Source organism: Mesorhizobium sp. C268A (assembly GCF_040324475.1).
Taxonomy (GTDB): Bacteria; Pseudomonadota; Alphaproteobacteria; order Rhizobiales; family Rhizobiaceae; genus Mesorhizobium.
This window is the reverse complement of record NZ_JAMYVX010000001.1, coordinates 2,075,589-2,092,924: the sequence shown is the minus strand read 5'-3', so window position 1 is coordinate 2,092,924 and position 17,336 is coordinate 2,075,589. Positions and strand designations below refer to the sequence as shown.

The 17,336-nt window shown below is 61.5% G+C and carries 12 protein-coding genes and 1 pseudogene; 9 read left to right on the top strand and 4 right to left on the bottom strand.

Annotated features, from left to right (window positions below):
- Positions 1–64: 64 nt before the first annotated feature.
- From NKL06_RS10120 to rlxS, 7 genes are all read left to right on the top strand, one after another.
- On the top strand, positions 65–1,786 hold the full coding sequence (locus NKL06_RS10120; RefSeq protein WP_031210790.1) for a ParB/RepB/Spo0J family partition protein: 1,722 nt from the start codon (positions 65–67) through the stop codon (positions 1,784–1,786).
- Between the two features lie 547 nt (positions 1,787–2,333).
- Positions 2,334–2,657 (top strand): DUF736 domain-containing protein, encoded by a 324-nt coding sequence (locus NKL06_RS10115; protein ID WP_023672372.1) that lies wholly within the window; start codon positions 2,334–2,336, stop codon positions 2,655–2,657.
- Positions 2,658–2,828: 171 nt separating this feature from the next.
- Positions 2,829–3,098, top strand: a complete 270-nt coding sequence (locus NKL06_RS10110) for a helix-turn-helix transcriptional regulator (RefSeq protein ID WP_023672373.1) — start codon at positions 2,829–2,831, stop codon at positions 3,096–3,098.
- On the top strand, positions 3,095–3,643 hold the full coding sequence (locus NKL06_RS10105) for a S26 family signal peptidase (protein ID WP_023694853.1): 549 nt from the start codon (positions 3,095–3,097) through the stop codon (positions 3,641–3,643). The genes NKL06_RS10110 and NKL06_RS10105 overlap by 4 nt, the downstream gene beginning before the upstream one ends.
- On the top strand, positions 3,631–3,924 hold the full coding sequence (locus tag NKL06_RS10100) for a transglycosylase SLT domain-containing protein (protein ID WP_348625514.1): 294 nt from the start codon (positions 3,631–3,633) through the stop codon (positions 3,922–3,924). Before NKL06_RS10105 ends, NKL06_RS10100 begins: the two co-directional genes overlap by 13 nt.
- Entirely contained in the window at positions 3,915–4,316 is a 402-nt protein-coding gene (locus NKL06_RS10095) for a lytic transglycosylase domain-containing protein (protein ID WP_023694851.1), read from the top strand. Before NKL06_RS10100 ends, NKL06_RS10095 begins: the two co-directional genes overlap by 10 nt.
- 187 nt (positions 4,317–4,503) lie before the next feature.
- Positions 4,504–6,474 carry a relaxase/mobilization nuclease RlxS gene (rlxS, locus tag NKL06_RS10090; protein WP_023694850.1) on the top strand — a complete coding sequence of 657 codons (1,971 nt, stop codon included), beginning with the start codon at positions 4,504–4,506 and terminating at the stop codon, positions 6,472–6,474.
- Between the two features lie 725 nt (positions 6,475–7,199).
- On the opposite strand, the pseudogene NKL06_RS10085 reads toward rlxS, so the two are convergent.
- The 3 genes and pseudogenes from NKL06_RS10085 to NKL06_RS10075 form a co-directional block, all read right to left on the bottom strand.
- Positions 7,200–8,395 (bottom strand): annotated as a pseudogene (locus NKL06_RS10085) (IS256 family transposase).
- 344 nt (positions 8,396–8,739) lie between these two features.
- Positions 8,740–10,386: an MFS transporter gene (locus tag NKL06_RS10080; RefSeq protein ID WP_023692500.1), complete on the bottom strand. Its 1,647-nt coding sequence runs from the start codon at positions 10,384–10,386 to the stop codon at positions 8,740–8,742.
- A 548-nt stretch (positions 10,387–10,934) separates the two neighbouring features.
- Positions 10,935–12,080, bottom strand: coding sequence for a trans-sulfuration enzyme family protein (locus tag NKL06_RS10075; RefSeq protein ID WP_023692498.1), 1,146 nt, complete (start codon positions 12,078–12,080; stop codon positions 10,935–10,937).
- 89 nt (positions 12,081–12,169) lie between these two features.
- On the opposite strand from NKL06_RS10075, the gene NKL06_RS10070 reads away from it, so the two are divergent.
- The gene (locus NKL06_RS10070) at positions 12,170–12,814 is read left to right on the top strand and encodes a helix-turn-helix domain-containing protein (protein WP_023692497.1); all 645 of its coding nucleotides are present in this window, start codon (positions 12,170–12,172) and stop codon (positions 12,812–12,814) included.
- A 49-nt stretch (positions 12,815–12,863) separates the two neighbouring features.
- Positions 12,864–13,502: an FMN-binding negative transcriptional regulator gene (locus NKL06_RS10065; protein ID WP_023692496.1), complete on the top strand. Its 639-nt coding sequence runs from the start codon at positions 12,864–12,866 to the stop codon at positions 13,500–13,502.
- A 642-nt stretch (positions 13,503–14,144) separates the two neighbouring features.
- Here NKL06_RS10065 and NKL06_RS10060 read toward each other — a convergent pair.
- A complete protein-coding gene (locus NKL06_RS10060; protein WP_023692494.1) occupies positions 14,145–16,208 on the bottom strand; it encodes a carbamoyltransferase family protein in 2,064 nt (687 codons plus the stop codon).
- Between the last annotated feature and the right edge of the window lie 1,128 nt (positions 16,209–17,336).

The following is a 17,336-nucleotide window of genomic DNA, read 5'->3' as shown; positions in this document are numbered from 1 at the left end:
CGCCGCGCCGGCCTTCGGCCTCTGCGGCGGGGACAACCTCAACCAAAGCAAAAGGAGAGTAACCATGCAGCTTGCCCACATTCCCTTGGATCAGCTCAACATTTCCGCGCTCAACATGCGCCATGGAAAACGCGCGCCCGACATATCCGACATCCTGCCCTCCGTGCGTGCGCGCGGCGTGCTGGTGCCACTCCTTGTGCGGCCGAACGGCCAGCCGGAAACCTTCGAGATCGTCGCCGGCAGGCGGCGCTATTTCGCCGCGAAATCGCTTGCCGACGAGCGCGGCGAAGGCGATCCCTTGCCCTGCGCCATCATGGAGGACGGTGACGACGCCGATGCGCTGGAAGCTTCGCTGATCGAAAACCTCGCCCGCCTCGATCCTGACGAAGTATCGCAATGGGAGACGTTTTCGCGGCTTGTCAGGCAAGGCCGCACCGTTCCCGACATCGCTGTGACCTTCGGCATCACTGATCTCAAGGTCAAACGCATTCTGGCGCTTGGCGACCTCTTGCCCAATATCCGCGAAGCCTATCGGCGCGAGGAGATCGATACCGAGACGGTGCGCCATCTCACCATGGCTTCCAAGGCGCAGCAGAAGGACTGGCTGGCACTCTGTGCCGATCCCGATCAATACGCGCCGCGTGGCTATCAATTGAAGCAATGGCTGTTCGGCGGCCAGTCGATTTCCACCAAGGTGGCGCTGTTTGCCATCGAGGAGTATCCCGGCCTGATCACCTCGGACCTGTTCGGCGAGGACAGCTATTTCGCCGATGCCGACCTGTTCTGGCAAAAGCAGAACGAAGCGATTGCCACCAAACGCGACACCTATCTAAACGAGGGCTGGAGCGAGGTTGTGCTGCTGGAACCGGGCCAGTATTTCCACGCATGGGACCACGAGAAGACCCCGAAGAAGAAGGGCGGCAAGATAGTCATCACTGTCTCGCATCGCGGCGAGGTCGAGTGTCACGAGGGCTGGCTGTCACGCAAGGAAGCCCGCCGCGCCCGCGAGGGCGGCGAGCAAGAAGAAACAGCCGCCAAGCTGCCGCGCCCCGAAGTCACCGGCCCGATGCAGAACTATATCGATCTGCATCGCCATGCCGCCGTGCGCGCGGCCATGCTCGACCATCCCGCCGTGGCGCTGCGCCTCGTGGTGGCGCACGCCATCACCGGTTCGGGCCTGTGGCAGGTGCGGCCCGAGCCGCAGCGCGCAGCCAACGAGACGGTGACTGCCAGCCTTGCCGGCTGCAAGGCTGAAGCCGCATTCGGCAAAAAGCGGCGCGAGGTATTGGCCCTGCTCGGATCACCGGATGAGGATAGCTTGGTCGCCGGCGGCAATGGCGACGCCGTTGCTATCGCCGGCGTGTTCGCGCGCCTCTTGGCGCTCTGCGACGACGATGTCATGCGCGTTCTCACCCTTGTCATGGCCGAGACGCTTGCAGCCGGCAGCGCCGTCATCGAGGCGCTCGGCAACCACCTGAACGTCGACATGGGCATATGGTGGCAACCGGACGATGCCTTCTTCGACCTCTTGCGCGACAAGGAAATCGCCAATTCGATGCTGGCCGACGTCGGCGGCAAGCTGGTCGCGGACGGCAATGTCGCCGAGAAGGTCAAGACGCAAAAGAACATCATCCGCGACTTCCTGGCGGGCGAGAATGGCCGCCCCAGGGTCGAGACCTGGCTGCCGCGCTGGATGAAATTCCCGGCCGAAAGCTACACCAGCCGCGGCGGCTTCCGCACCGCCGATCAGTGGACACAGGTGCAGCCGCTGTTCGTGCGCGAATAGTCGATCAGGGCACGGGCGGCGGTTCTCTCGATTACCGCCGCTCAGGTCGCGCGCGCCGCTATGGGCCACGCCGGCTGCCGATTGGGCGTCTTGTCGAGCCAGTGCCGCGCGCGAGAAATTCCGACGCCAGTTCGCCCCATTTCGGCAGCCCCGCACCGCGCCGGGTTGCTTGCTGAGGCGCCAAAGGCGCATGGGGCCAATTGTCCGATCCGGTTGCCGACAGAGCCCGCGCAGCCGGCGCCCTGCATTGCCGCCGGCTTCTTGTGTCACCGATCGCGCCACCTGTCTCCATTGTGTCTCAGGGACCATTCCCCTGCGGCTGGCTTGTCGACCTATGGGCGGATCCGGCCCGCCCGAAACCCTCGCCGGCAGCTTTTTTCCCCGCCGCCTGCGGCGGCTTCCTCGCGCCGCTTCGCTTCAAAAAAGCTGCCCGCGCGGGTCCTCCGCTATCGCTGCGGCCGTCCCGGTTCCGGCGGTCCGGACGCGCCCATCACGGTCCGCCATCGCAGGGGAATGGTCCCCTGCGAGCACCAAGAGGAGACTGGAAATGACCGCGATCGGATACGTCACCAAACAGGAAAACGGCGGCTACAAGGGCCAGCTCAAGACGCTCAGCGTCCGCGCCGACATCGATATCGTGCCCAATCAGGCAAAGAGCGCCGACACCCATCCCGACTTCCGGGTGCTGACGCAAGGGGTCGAAGTGGGTGCGGGCTGGATCCGCACCGGCGAGACCTCCGGCAAGGACTATGTGAGCCTGTCGATTGCCGCCCCCGAGTTTGGCCCCCGCAAGCTCTACGCCAATCTCGGCCGCGCCGCCGGCCAGGATGACGACGACACTTACGCCATCATCTGGAACCCGGTCGACTGACCGGCCGATCCGGAAAGCCCCGCGCCGCCACCGGCGCGGGGCCTCTCTCAGGACCCGTGAGGCCGCCGAAGGGGGCGGCGAAAACTCGCCCCCCTACTCTTCGCCCGTCCCCAAAACGATCTCGCTCGCCGATCCTCGCCTTGGCTTGTCCGTAGCGAAACGAGGATCATCATGGACGACGAAAACGAACGCGCAGCCCGCGCCAAGAAGGGCAGTCCGTTTCTCAATACCGCGCAGGCGGCCTTCTATATCGGGCTGTCCCAGCGCACGCTGGAGAAGATGCGCCTCAAAGGCGGCGGCCCGCAATTCCGCAAGCACGGCCGCTATGTCCGCTATCACATCGACGAACTCGACGATTGGTCGAAGGGGCACGCGCAGGAGACCGGGCCCGAGGACGGCGGGCACGATTCCGGCTCGGCCGGCGAGGGAGGCCGCTCATGAGCCGGCGTCCCACCATCCATCTGATCGGCAGCCATCTGCGGCGCATTCGGGCGCGCAAGACGATCGCCGTGGCCACGATGGGCCTTGCCCTGATCGGCTTCGCCGCCTTCTGCAAACCATCGCCCAGGCTGGTCTGGAACGCCTCGGCGAGTGCGCCGGTCGGCCTCTATCGCGTCGCATCCGGATCGCCGGCTCTTGGTGATCTCGTACTCGTCCGCCCGCCAAAACCGGTCGTTGATCTGGCCGCCGAACGCTTCTATCTGCCCAGCAACGTGCCGCTGGTCAAGCACCTTGCCGCGCTGCCTGGCGAGCATGTCTGCGCCTTCGGCGACGCCATCATCATCAGCGGCGAGATTGTCGCGCGCCGGCTTGCAACCGACACGCAGCACCGTCCGCTGCCTTGGTGGAATGCCTGCCGAAAGCTCGCCGCTGCCGAGGTTTTCCTACTCGGCAGCGATAAAAATCGCTCGTTCGACAGCCGCTATTTCGGGCCGGTGCCGACCGAAAATATCATCGGGAGGCTCGTGCCCCTATGGACCGAGTGACCCTCCTGATGCTGGGCATGGTGTCTCTCGCACCATGCTCCTGTTCCGCCGCGACCAACACGAAGCCGGTCGTCATCTCCCATAGTCCGCAGCTTACAAGATGGCAGCCCTTGGTAGCCGAAGCAAGCCGGCGTTTCAGCATTCCACAAACCTGGATTTATGCCGTCATGGATGCCGAAAGCCGGGGGCAGACGGCGCTCAATGGGCGGCCTGTCACGTCGAGCGCCGGCGCCATTGGCCTCATGCAGGTGATGCCAGGCACCTACGAGGATTGCGCGTAGAGCTTGGCCTGGGAGCCGCCCCGCACGACCCTCGCGACAACATTCTGGCAGGCACTGCCTATCTGCGCGCCATGTATGACCGCTTCGGATTTCCAGGCCTGTTTGCAGCCTATAACGCCGGGCCGGAGCGCTACGAACAGCATTTGCAGCGTGGGCGGCCACTGCCCAGCGAGACGGTTTCGTATCTGGAAGAGGTCAAGGCGGCGGGCATTTCGGCCGCCGATATGGACGCGCTCACCGACAAATCCCGTTCCAAAACCGCGCCGGGAATCCCGTCCGGGCAGTCGCTGTTTTTCCTCCGAAACGGTGTTTCCGTGACCGGCCCGAATGGCCAACTCCTGGTGCCGCTCGGATCGGAGCGAGCAAGGTCAGGCCGGCCGGATCGCAGGTGAGGGCAGCGGCTACCGTGGTTCGGGCGGGGGGCAGGGAGGCAGGTCCGCGAAAGGCAAGATAAAGGCATCGCCTCCTGGAGGCGGCGAAGTGTTTGTCTGCACATCGTTTTCCCAGGAGGTTGCCTGCGGGTCCAGGAGGGTCTGGCGCGCAAGCCTCTGATTTTGCTGCTGGTTCATCGGAGGCCGCATGCAGGATGACGAATTCACGCCGAGGCTCGGCAAAATTGGGTCGCGCGGCTCGAAGGCGGGCAAACGCTATGCTGGCCAGGTCCGGGCCGCGGTCAACCGAGCAGGCGGCAGGAGCGGACGCGGCAGCCGCTTCATCGGTAGCCGGGTGGGGCGCGGCGGGGCTGCTGCCGCCGTTCTTAGAGCGCGCGACCCTCACGCGGCGTTTCGGCAGCGGCGCGCAGTCGTCAAGGCACGCGTCGTCAAGCTGGCCGGCAAGGGAGTCGACGGGGCTCGTGCGCACCTCCGCTACCTCCAGCGCGACGGCGTCACCCGGGAAGGCGAGCGTGGCGAGCTCTACGCTGCGGACAATGACCGCGCCGACGGCAGGGCCTTTCTCGATCGCGCGAACGGTGACCGTCATCAGTTCCGCTTCATCGTCGCCCCCGAAGACGGTATCGAGTATGATGACCTGAAGCCGCTCACCCGGCGCCTCATGGCGCAAATGGAAGAAGACCTCGGCACCAGGCTAGACTGGGTGGCCGTCGACCATTTCAACACCGGCCATCCTCACACCCACATCATCGTGCGCGGCAGGGACGATTACGGCGAAAACCTCGTCATCGCGCGGGACTACATTTCCTCTGGCCTGCGCGAGCGCGCAGCCGAACTGGTTAGCCTCGACCTTGGCCCGCGCACCGACCGCGAGATCGAGCAGCGCTTGCGCCAGGAGATGGAGCAGGAACGCTTCACCAGCATCGACCGGCAGCTGATGCGCATGCGCGACGATGAGGGGCGTGTCTCACCGGCCAGCCGAGACACCTTTCGCCAGACGCTGCACCAGGGCCGCCTGCGCAAGCTCGAGCGGATGGGCCTCGCCGAGGAGATGCCTGCGGGTCGCTGGCGCCTGGAGGATGAGCTCGAAGCCACGCTACGTCGCATCGGCGAGCGCGGCGACATTATCAAGACCATCCATCGCGAGCTGACCGGCAAGGGGCTCGTCCGCAGTGCCGCCGACTATCTTATCCACGATCGATCCGACGGGTCGGCCCAAACCGTGGTCGGACGTGTCGTCGGGCGCGGGCTGGCCGACGAAATCACTGACCGCCAATACCTCGTCGTCGACGGCGTGGACGGCAAAAGCCACTATGTTGATATCGGCAAAGGCGAGGCTACCCAACCCACGCCAGAGGGCTGCATAGTGCGGGTCAGGCCGAGGGACGCCGGGCCCAGACAAGTCGACCGCACAATTGCCGGCATCGCCACGGTCAACGACGGGCGCTACAGCATCGATATCCATCTCAAGCATGACCCCTCGGCCACCGAACGCTTTGCCGAAACGCACGTGCGGCGACTGGAGGCGATCCGCCGTGCGACCGGTGGCGTCGAGCGCGAGCCGGACGGCACATGGACAGTCGCGCCTGACCATCTCAACCGCGTCGCGGATTACGAGCGTCAACGAGCGAGGGCCCAGCCTGTTGTCGTCGACAAGCTCTCATCAATGCCGCTGGAGAGCCAAGTAGGCTTTGACGGCGCCACCTGGATCGACCAGGAGCTGGTATCAGCCCACCCTGAGTCCTTGCGCGACTCTGGCTTCGGTCGCGAAGTACGTCAGGTCCAGGCCCGCCGACAGCAGTGGCTGATCGCGCAAGGTCTTGCCCATGATGCGCAGGATCGGGTCATCTATCGCGCCAACATGCTTTCAATGCTGCGCCAACGAGAGCTGAACCGTGTTGCCAGTCAGCTCTCGGACGAACTCGGGCTCTCGTATTCTGAAGCGCAGCATGGCAATCGAATAAACGGCACGCTCCGCCGCTGCGTCGAGCTCGCCGGCGGAAAATACGCTGTCATCGAGAAATCGCGCGAGTTCACGCTGGTGCCCTGGCGGCCGGCGCTTGAGCATCATATCGGCAAGGAGGTGTCTGGCATGGTGCGAGCCGAGGGGATTTCCTGGACGATCGGACGGCAAAGGAGCGGGCCTGGCGTTTCGTGATCTGGCTAAGAACCTTCTTGTTCGCGCTGAAACTGGTACTCAGTCCAGACGGAGTTCCTCCGCCTGCTAGTTGCCCGGACCATTCATTTGGCGGAGAATTCAGTGTCTGCCAAAAAAGTGAGTCCCAAAAGCGTGCCGCCCTGGTTGGGCATCGGCGCCGCTCCCAAATCGGCCACCAGCTAGAAAGGTGGCTGGCGCCTCGTGGCAGGGCCAGGGGCTTTTGGCAGCCGCCGTACGGCGAAGCCGGCTGTTGTTATTCTGCTCCCGAGATCAGCAGAAGCGGCGGTCGCCCCTGCGGGCAAGCATGCTGTTGGCTCGCGTGAACTGGCAGCCCGTCCCGCTGAGGATCTTGTAACGGGAAAAAGCTCGCTGCGATGCCGAAGATTTCGGTCGTCGGGCGACGACGCGTTCAGCGACCATGCCAGACGAGCTCGGCAGCCTTCTGCCGCGCCATGGTGCCGGCGCGATCAGGCCCCCGAAGGACATCGGGTCGCGCGCTGGGCACCAAGGCAGCTTTGGGCATGAGACCCGATCAATCGCGCCGTGCCGCACGGTCATTGCAGCATTTGGGGTCGAGGTCGGATTAGACCGGGGGAAAACCTGCTTGTCGCGCAGGAGCCCCGCGCCCCAGCAAGCCGCCTTGCGGATTCCTCCTCTGCCCGCTGAGCAGACGGGGGAGGGTTGTGTGCGTCAAGTTCTGCAAAATGGGGCGGCCATGATGCTGGTCATGCGGCTTGGCGCAGAGCGAGCTTCTTGTGCTCGCGCAGGTCGTCCATGTTGATGTATAGGTTGGCCTCCATCCAGTTTTCGTTGGTCTCGACGGCCAAGGCCCTGACCAGGCGCAGGCAGCTTTCGGTATTGGGAAGATGCGCACGACATAGGTGCGCCGGCGGATTTCCTCGTTGAGCCGCTCCAGCATGTTGGTGGACTTGAGATGCTTGTGGTGCTGTCTCGGCAGCCTGAAGAAGGTCAGGGTTTGTTCGATGGCATCCTCGGCCCAGCCTGTCAGGCGCGGATAGCGTGCCGACCATTTGGCAAGCCATGCGGCAAGATCAGCCCTGGCCTCTGCGAGATCGCGCCGGTCGTAGAGCCAGCGCAATTCCTGCAGGCAGTCGTCGCCGTGCTTCCTCGGCAGATGATCGAGCGCGTTCCTGAGGAAGTGCACGTAGCAGCGTTGCCAGGCGGCTTCGGGGATCACCTCGCCGATCGCTGCCACCAGGCCGGCGTGATCGTCGGACACAACCAACTCGACGCCCTTGAGGCCGCGCGCCTTGAGGCCGACGAGGAAGTCCCTCCAGGCCGAGCGGCTCTCGCGATTGGCCATCTCCACGGCCAGGATCTGGCGCCTTCCGTCCCAGTCGATACCGACCGCGATCAGCACCGCCTGGCTCATGACAACACCGGCTTCACGCACCTTCTCGTAGCGCGCATCGAGGATGAGGTAAGGAAACGGCTATTGAAGGGGGCGCCTGGCAAAGGCAGCGAGGCTCTCGTCCAGCCGCTTGTTGATGGCCGAGATCGTCGAGGCCGAGAAGGCATGGCCGCACAGTTCTTCCGTGATCGCCTTCACCTTGCGGGTCGACACGCCCTGCACATACATCTCCGCCAGTGTCGCCACCAAGGCCCGCTCGGAACGCTGGTAGCGCTCGAACAGCTCGGTGGAGAAGCGCCCGGCCCGGTCCTGCGGAACCCGCAGCTCGAGCTTGCCGACCCGCGTCACAAGGGTACGGCCGTAATAGCCCGAGCGATAGCCAAGCCGTTCGGGCGTGCGCTCGCTCTTCGAGGCACCCAGCGCCTCGTCCATCTCGGCCTCAAGCACCTCCTGCATCACCGCACGGAGCACTTCGTGCAATCCATCCGGGTTCGAAAGCAAAATGTCTTTGACGGCAGCGCTGGCGGTCTTAACTTCAGTCTTGGTCATGGTGGCGTTCCTTCGCGGGAATCAGGTGACGTGAACAATCACCAGCCCGCCATGACCGCCCCCTCTCAGCGAATTTGCAGAACTCTCAGCACACTACCCGGGGGAGACCCCTCCGCCCCCTTGCACTTCGTTGCTCGCCGCTATGCAGAGGACAGGCGACCTGAATCCGTGCTCAAGCCGATCTGGCGGCAGAGGCGGTCGGGCTGAACATGGAACCCGTGATGGACACAATTGCCACGCGAAGTCTCATGCTCGCCTAACCGGCCGGAACGATTTGCAATCCGGGCAGACTCGACAAAAGGAGGAGTAGCTCGTCTGCGTCCAAGCCAGACAAGTCTTGGTTCCTAAGGGCGCGATACAAAAGGCACAGGCTGGACTTGGCTGCCGGGGGCGGGGGTTGTCGGCCGCTCGATTGAAAGTGAGATACGAGGCGGAGAATCACCGATCTGCAGAGCGGAAAGGCGCTCGCCTAACTCCCTGTCAGTCACCGTTAGCCGATGGTTTAGACGAAGATAGTCCGTCCATGTCGGCGTGCGGAATGTCTCGGTCCAAAGAGTCGACTTCTGAAGGTCGCGCTGGAGGGTCCAGTTCCGCGCACCGGCGCGGCTCTGAACGCGCCGCCTTTCGCGCATGCAGCTCAGAAATTCCTCGATACTCTCCTCGAGTATCGAGTACTCCACCTTGATCACGATCGGGCCGCTCCTGGGCTTCAAAGGGAGGGCCAGTTCTGGTGGCCTGAAATCGAAGGCCGCTTGATCCGATTCCTCCCATAGCCGCACCGGCAATAGCTTTCCCACAGCTGCAACCAACAACAGTGCCGCTGCAGCACCTTCCAAAGCCCACGTTAGGGAATAGTACTGTGCGACAGCACCCCAGATATAGCTGCCCGCTGCCATGCCGCCGTAGGTCAGGGCGTAATAGATGGACAGGGTGCGACCAACGACCCACCTTGGGCTTGCCAACTGCACACACACGTCAGTTCCGGTCCAGGTGACAACCCAGCCTGCGCCACCGATTGCAAGCGCGATCGCCGCCACAGCCACCGACGATGTGAGAGCCATCAAAAGGCAGCACGCTGCGCAAGCAACCGATGCGAGCGTGATCAAACGGTTCTGGGACGTGATGCGTCTCAAGTAGCTGTTGCCAATGCCGGCGATGAAGGCCCCTGTGCCGAAGCCGGCCAACAGGACGCCGTAAACAATGGGCCCTCCCGCCAGCTGGTCGCGCACCAGGAGGGGGAGCAGAGCAAGGATCGAGATGCTTGACAGCCCGAACAGGGTTGCACGCACAATCGCCACTCTGATCTCCGAGGATATTGCCGTGAATCGCATGCCATCATGAATGGCCGTCGTCATCCGCTCGCGCGGAAGAGGCGAAGAGCGAACTTGCCACTTCGAGCGCAGGACAGCGCTCAACGGGACCAGGTCGCTCAGCGCAGCGAAAGCGAAAGCCGTAAGGGGGCCCAGCAAAGCCAAGATTACACCGCCCAGCGCCGGTCCTATGCTCCGAACCACGTTGTACCCCACCGACATCAGCGTCACTGCAGCGGGTATGTCGCGCCTTTCCAGGATATCGCCGACCGACGCGTGCCAGGCTGGATCGTTCAAGGCAAAGCCGCATCCGGCCAAGAAACTCAGTCCCAAGATCAGCCATGGACTGACAAAGCCCAGTCCAACAGAGAGTGCCAGCGCCGTGGATGCCAGTGCAATCAGGCAATGTCCGGCAAGCATCACGCCGCGGCGGCTGAAGCTGTCTGCAATGGCTCCAGCAAGGATCGACAAGAAGAAGGCGGGCAGGGTCGATGCAGCCTGTACGAGCGCAACCATCAGATCGGAGGCTGAAATCGTGGCCATGAGCCAGCTTATAGCCACGCTCTGCACCAGCCAGCCAAGGCTGGATATCTGCGTGGCTGTCCAGATAGAACGAAAGACCGGGTTTTGAAGAGGGATTAGTGTGTTTGCCGCAAAGCGCGGAGGATCTTGACGCCGCATCACTTCTCACCTCCACTGGGTGTCGTTCTTCCGCTCATTTGCTTACAGCGGTGCGCTCTGTGCACAGACTGCGTCACAACGAAGTTCCGAGATCGCGCTCGCAACAAGGACAATGTGACATCCATGGTGCTGATGCGCGTTGAGGTACCAACCTGGCCGTTAGCCGATGGGTCCCGCAGCCCGCTGGGTGCGGTCAGTTCTCCCCTGCGACTCTTGGCTTTGGACGGTGCTAGCGCCCCGATGGCCGGCTTGTCAAACTGCCGTAGGGCCAGCACATCCATCCCATCTGTTGACCGCGATCTCCGACGAGGTCGAGCAGCAGTAGGTCAACGGCAAATCTGGGTATTTCCGCTATCCGGTCGAGCGCGTGGCCATCGTCCGGAAACCCGAAGACGTTCATCACCCCAGGCGACCACACGCCCGAGACGATGCGACACGGCGGTAGCGGTTCACCAGAGGACGTGCGTTCTACTCAGCAGGAACATTGTTCTGCCGATCGTCGGCTGCGCCAGCCGTCACGTAAAGCGGCGCCAGAGTTCTTGCACCCGTCATTGGACTCCCGCTTTGCAGGTTTCGCCTAGGGCCTGCATCAGGTCATCGATAATGTCCTGAGGATGTTCAAGCCCTACAGAAATTCGCAGCAATCCGCCTGGCGCTTTGGACTTCGCACCTTCAACGGATGCGCGATGCTCTATCAGAGAATGCGTCCCGCCAAGGCTTGTCGCCCGGACAACAATCTTCAGGCGGCCGGCCACGGCCATTGCAGCATCGGCTCCGCCCTCGACGATAAAGGATAGCATCGCTCCGTAACGGCTCATTTGCCGCGTAGCAAGATCGTGTCCCGGATCAGTTTGCAAACCAGGAAAGAGCACTTTTTCGACGCGCGGATGAGACGCCAGGGCCTCGGCCACTTTCTGGGCGCCTTCGCAATGGGCGCGCATGCGGACCGGCAATGTCTGCAGGCCCCGCAACGCCAGCCAACAGTCGAAGGGCGCTGCGACGCTGCCCTTGTGTTTCTGGACCATCCGCAATGGGCGACCGAGGGGTGACGCGTTTGGGACAATGACGACACCGGCCATCAGATCCGAGTGGCCGCCAATGTACTTTGTCGCCGAGTGCATCACCGCGTCTGCCCCGATCTCGAGTGGCAGTTGAAGCACTGGGGTGGCCCACGTATTGTCCACCACCGCCAAGGCGTCTGCCTCGTGCGCGATTGCGCAGATGGCCGCAATGTCGACAACGCGGATCATCGGGTTTGACGGCGTCTCGACCCAGACGAGGCCAGTCCGCTTCGATGTCACCGCGGCGCGCAAAGCGTCCAAATCGCGCATGTCGACGGGGGCAAAGTCGAAGCGAGACCCAATGTCGGTCTCTTCGATCAGCGAACGAATGCCGAAATACATGTCATCCGGCAGAACGATCCGACCCGCCGACGGATGGCTCTCGAAAACTGCAGCGATTGCGGCCATGCCCGAAGCGAAGGCGATGCCGTCTTCCCCTCCCTCAAGCGTCGCCATGGCCGCCTCGAACGCATTGCGTGTCGGATTTCCATCCCTTGTGTATTCGAAGCCGGACGGAAATGACCCGTTGGCGCCTCGTTCGAACGTCGTGCTGGTGTGCAGCGGCATGGATACGGCCCCCGTGGACGCGTCGACACCTCGGCCGCAGTGGATCGCCTTCGTCTCAAAACGCATCGGTTATTTCCTTCCTAACGGGCAGTTGCAATTTCGCGCCGGTCATTATACTGACCGCAATACGTGAGCCGAGGACCAAAGTCAATATAATGACCGATGTTACAACAGCGTTTGATGCCGAGCAGGCGCTTGGGCAAGCGATAGCGGCCCGGATCCGAGACCTGAGGCGTGACCAAAACCTGACCCTGGATCGCCTGGCTAAACTAAGTGGCCTATCGAAGGGAACCGTGGTCGCGCTGGAGCAGGGTAGGGCGAACCCCAGTATCGGCATACTGTGTCGGCTGGCGGCGGCGTTTTCGCTCTCGGTGGCCGATTTGTTGAACGAGCACCCTTCCACGGTGCGCCTTCCCATTGAGCGGACAGAGACCAGGAGTCTTTGGACGAGCGCCAAGGGAAGCTCTGCGCAACTGCATTCGTCGACCTCGGGACACACGATGTTCGAACTGTGGAGCTGGGTCATGATGCCGGGCGACGTGTTTTCCGCGGACGCTCATAGTCCGGATACGCGCGAGCTGATCTCGGTCAGTCAGGGGGCCCTGAGCGTTGTGGTAGGTACTCATGTGGTAATTTTAAGCGAAGGCGAGAGTGCGCGGCTTGTCACTGACCAACCTCACTCATATGCGGCGGCATCTGATGTGCCCGCCCACTTTACGATGGCGGTGCTTGAGCGTGGTGGACACCGAGATCCGGGGCACTCGTCGACGGCAGCGAAGATTCAGGGGCCCGTTCCGTAAGGCCCCGCCGATTACCAACAACCGCACATTCGCGACAGGAGATAAACCGTTGTACGTTCCGCCTCATTTTGCCGTCCCTGATCAGAACGCCCTGTTCGACCTTATCGAGAGACACCCGCTCGGTATCCTCGTCACCCAAAGCAAAGGCACGCTGGACGCGAACCACCTCCCTTTCGAGCTTGACCGCTCGAAGGGAGACAAGGGCGTTCTCAATTGCCATGTCGCTCGCAAGAACCCAGTCTGGGAGGAAGTCGCCAATGGCGATGAGGTTCTCGTAATCTTCCGTGAGGCCGACGCTTACATCTCGCCGAACTGGTATCCGAGCAAGCATGAATTCCACAAGCAGGTGCCGACGTGGAACTATCTCGTCGTCCATGCCCACGGACGCATCACTGTCCGGGATGATGAGCGGTATGTGCGCCGCAACGTGGCGAAGCTCACTCACATGCAAGAAGCCTCGCAGCCGGTCCCATGGAAGATGGGCGACGCGCCGAAGGACTTCATCGACACGATGGTCAAGGCAATCGTCGCCCTGGAGATCGAGATCACCGGTCTGGTTGGAAAATCAAAACTCAGCCAGAACAAAGAGTTGCGCGACATTCAGAACCCTGGTGAAATGCTGCGTGCCCAAGGGGCCATTGCGATGGGAGAAGCGATGCTCGCGGCTGCGGCGGCCAAATCCCAATAGCATGTGTCTTGTCCCGACAAAGCCGCTGGTGCCGGCTTCCCGACGGGTCACCTAGCCCGCCTTGACGCACGGCAATAGCGTTTGACGGCCTGAAGCACGCTGTGGTCACCCTTGTGATGCTTTTCCACGCGCCTGGTCAGGCGACAGGATTGCTCCGTCGTGAGGACAGGCGGGAGTTTGCAGGTTGCGGTCGGCGGGTTCGTTTCCGGCGCCTGCGCCCCGTCGTATGTCGCGAGTCGAGGAATGCGATCGAGGGCGATGTGCAGGATGCGCTGCGGTAACGTCGTCGGCTGGCACAGACGGACTTCCGATTTCACCTCGACCACCCGCGCAGCGGTTTTGAATGAGGCGCAAACGCACGCGTGTCGAATTGGGCGATTTCCCTTGGGCGCCGAGCTCGACCATGCGCGATGATGCGATCGACGCAGCCCCAGCTGGCGGCGCCTTCAACGAACTCCTTGAACCTGCAGACCTTGCCCGAAAGCACTTCTCTTACGGGAGATGATTGGCTTTGTCGCCGAAGCGGCTGATGGAGATGGTGGTGGGCGCCGCCGCGTAGGCGACGACCCCGTAATCACAGCGGGAGCTCGCAGGCGGGGTCGACAAACACCCTTGATTGGCCGAGCTTGAGGTGCATCTCTATCACGCTGATTGCCTATTGGGCTGGTCCAGCGTTTGATCGGACCCATGATCCATCCGACCAGCTTGTGAGGGATGCAACCGAACCAGGCGCTGCTCCCACAGTCTTCGCAGGCCCTCCATTAGAGCTGCATGCCTAGCCTGATCCGGCTCAATCATATTGAGGTGATCTCGCAACACGGCTTCGCCCTCGATCCGCATCAGTAGATTAAACAAGTCGTTTGAAATTCGCACACTGTCAATGCTGAAGTGGTTCGGAATAATCTCGCAGACAGTCTCCTGATGATCTCGCGCTGTGTAAGCACGGGTTTGATGGAGGGAGACTGAGGGAGGCAATGAAATCGCAAGCGCAGTCCAATCCTGCAGCGTTGCAGCCCGTTTTTTTACCAGGAAGGGACCGACCACAAGTCCATCCAGCTCTGTCGTCAAAAATGTGGCAATCGCGTCTGCAACCGTATCCACGATCGGTTCAGCATTGTTGTTAAAGGACGTATTGAGCAGAATTGGAGTGCCTGTCCGCTTCTTGAACGCATTGATGACCTCCCAGTAAGCGGGGTTGGCATCGCGCGATACTGTTTGCAGCCGAGCCGTACCGTCGACGTGCGTAATGGCACCCAACAAGGCGCGCTTTGAGTCACGCACGCGAACGACGAAATTCATGAATGGAAATTCGTGCTTACCGTCCGGGAGGTCGAAAAATTCGCTCGCATCCTCTTCCAGCACAGATGGTGCGAAAGGCCTATAGCCTTCGCGCTTCTTGACCATGGCATTGATCCGGTCCTTGTTTGCAGCGGGCCGAGGGTCGGCAAGAATGCTGCGGTTGCCCAGCGCACGTGGCCCAAACTCCGAACGACCCTGCACCCAGCCGATCACGGCGCCGTTGGCGATCCAGTCGGCTGCACTGCTCGCTACGTCGTCAGAGCGTTCAACCTCGAGATGTCCGGCCCATGCATTCAGTTCCTGTTCCACGGCGCGGTCGCTCCCGAGATCAGGACCCCAATAGACCTCCTGCAGTCGCTCACGCGGCGCGGGGCGGCCCATCTCGTTAGAGACTATCAGCGCAGCTCCCAATGCGCAGCCAGCGTCGTGAGACGCGGGTTGCACGAAGATGTCTTCGAAAAGCCCTGAATACAGCAGCTTGCCGTTCATCGTGCAGTTGTGGGCTACCCCTCCCGCCAGACACAACCGCTTCATGCCGGTGGCCTCACGGTGGTGCCGGAGAATGTGGAACACGATCCGCTCAAGCGCTTCCTGCAGTGACGCACTCACATCTCGATGCTGCTGGGTGAAAGGCATTCCCTTTCGCCTGATCTCGATGTTGCGGAGCAACGCCGGACCGATGCGGTCGAGGTGAACACGGTAGCCACCGTTGGCGGAGAGCTCGTAGAACTGCTCGAAGAGCTCGCGATAGGGAGCGGGGTCGCCATAGGGCGCGAGTCCCATTACCTTATACTCGTCGAACAGGCCGTAGCCGAGATAGCGGATCGTCTCGAGATAAAACAGCCCAAGAGAATTGTCCTCCGGGAAAGCCTCGATTTGCGTAATTTCTGTGCCAGACCCTACCGCCACAAGGCCCGACAGGAAATCACCACAGCCATCAATCGCTAGAATGAGACTTTGTTCGAAGCCCGACATTGCAAAGGCGCTCACGGCGTGCGCCTGATGATGACCTACGAATGAAATACGTGAACTGTCCAACTTAGTGTCGAACTCACGCGCTAACAGGTTCTGCACCAACATTTTAGCATCCAACGGAATGGAGAGAATGTCCGGTTGGGAAGCGGACATACCTTCAAGCATGGCGTTGGCGTAGGTCTCGCTGGCGTAGACCGCGACACGATCAATGTCGCTGAGCTGAACCCCGGCCGTCGAAAGACAGTATTGAATCGAACCACTTGGCAGCTTGTTCGAGTGCTTGATTCGATTGAGGCGTTCCTCTTCGACGGCGGCTATCACCTTTCCGTCTCGGACGAGCACCGCGGCGCCATCGTGCATAAAGGCGTTCGGACGCTCGAATCGGTTTTCATGGACTTGGTCAAGTCCGCCGCTGATTCCTAGACACAGCATTTCTTTCTCCAAATAGTAACGGGAAAGCCAAATTGGCCTACCTCGACTGTTTCCAACTAAATAGGCCGTGTTGTCGCCTGCAGCTGCGACCGCCCGTCAGGCATCAGCGGCATCGAAGAAAGCCTCATAAACGATCAATGAGATGTTTCGACTGTGACACCTACGGTGCCATCACGCGAGAGCTTGGCTGGATCATCCAATCTTGAGCGGCTGCTGACATGTATCCGGCTCTGTCGTTTTCATCGGCAGAACCAACTTGCGATGCCGCCTGTTCTTGGGAAGGGCGGCCGTCGACGAATAACAGTACCGCCCCCTTGAACTGGCCCGATTTCATTCTCCGAAGCGACCATAGTCGCACCGCCCGACATTGTCGGCCAGTTGCAACTCACTTTCTCGGCACGACCTCCACTGCACGTCAGGGCGCATCGAAGATTTTCTCCTTTGGATTATTCCTAAGGCAGCTTTCGTCACGCGATAGAGCAGCGTGTGATTGGTGCGTGAGGCTCTTTTTTTGTCCATGCACGATTCCGGAAGAGTGATGAAATCGATTGTTTTGATCAAAGTCATCCACGCTATGAATAACAGCCGCAGCACATGCGTTTCAAAGCGCTTCAGGCTTCCCGGATGGCTACTCCGATGTGAAGCGCATGGCATTCCAAGCGCTCTGTCAACTAAACGATGAGTATCGGCGTCGACCCTCATTGCCTTCGTCTTCGCGACTCCGTGACAGCGGCTGGCATTGTGTTTGTAGGGCATCGGGCGAAGATCATGTCGATCGGCCATCTCGCCTGCCTATCGGCAAACCCTTGAACAATGATCCACGCACCAGCGCGATTGTGATCACGAGCGCCTCTGAGCTCGGGAGGTTCGGTTTTCTGAGGGTTCCTGGGTCTCCGAAGCGATGGAGGTAGCTAGCCTTCCTGGTGCTATACGGTTGTGCTCTTCATGGAGTGGACGCATTTGCGTCTCGAAAGCGGTTCTTCAGTGGAACCGGCGCCAAGGCCCGTCTGTGGTCGTTCAGAACACGGGGTGCCGTCTCCAAACTGGATATTGGAGCCGGCAGCCGCCGGAACTTGACCCATGGAGATGAGCGCCTGTCAGGAGGCGTTCGAAAACGGCGCGATCTTC

Bases quoted from the DNA above. Each gene is read 5' to 3' on its own strand.
- NKL06_RS10120 (WP_031210790.1), top strand. From the start codon at position 65: ATGCAGCTTGCCCACATTCCCTTGGATCAGCTCAACATTTCCGCGCTC.
- NKL06_RS10115 (WP_023672372.1), top strand. From the start codon at position 2,334: ATGACCGCGATCGGATACGTCACCAAACAGGAAAACGGCGGCTACAAG.
- NKL06_RS10110 (WP_023672373.1), top strand. From the start codon at position 2,829: ATGGACGACGAAAACGAACGCGCAGCCCGCGCCAAGAAGGGCAGTCCG.
- NKL06_RS10105 (WP_023694853.1), top strand. From the start codon at position 3,095: ATGAGCCGGCGTCCCACCATCCATCTGATCGGCAGCCATCTGCGGCGC.
- NKL06_RS10100 (WP_348625514.1), top strand. From the start codon at position 3,631: ATGGACCGAGTGACCCTCCTGATGCTGGGCATGGTGTCTCTCGCACCA.
- rlxS (WP_023694850.1), top strand. From the start codon at position 4,504: ATGCAGGATGACGAATTCACGCCGAGGCTCGGCAAAATTGGGTCGCGC.
- NKL06_RS10080 (WP_023692500.1), bottom strand. From the start codon at position 10,386: ATGCGGCGTCAAGATCCTCCGCGCTTTGCGGCAAACACACTAATCCCT.
- NKL06_RS10075 (WP_023692498.1), bottom strand. From the start codon at position 12,080: ATGCGTTTTGAGACGAAGGCGATCCACTGCGGCCGAGGTGTCGACGCG.
- NKL06_RS10070 (WP_023692497.1), top strand. From the start codon at position 12,170: ATGACCGATGTTACAACAGCGTTTGATGCCGAGCAGGCGCTTGGGCAA.
- NKL06_RS10060 (WP_023692494.1), bottom strand. From the start codon at position 16,208: ATGCTGTGTCTAGGAATCAGCGGCGGACTTGACCAAGTCCATGAAAAC.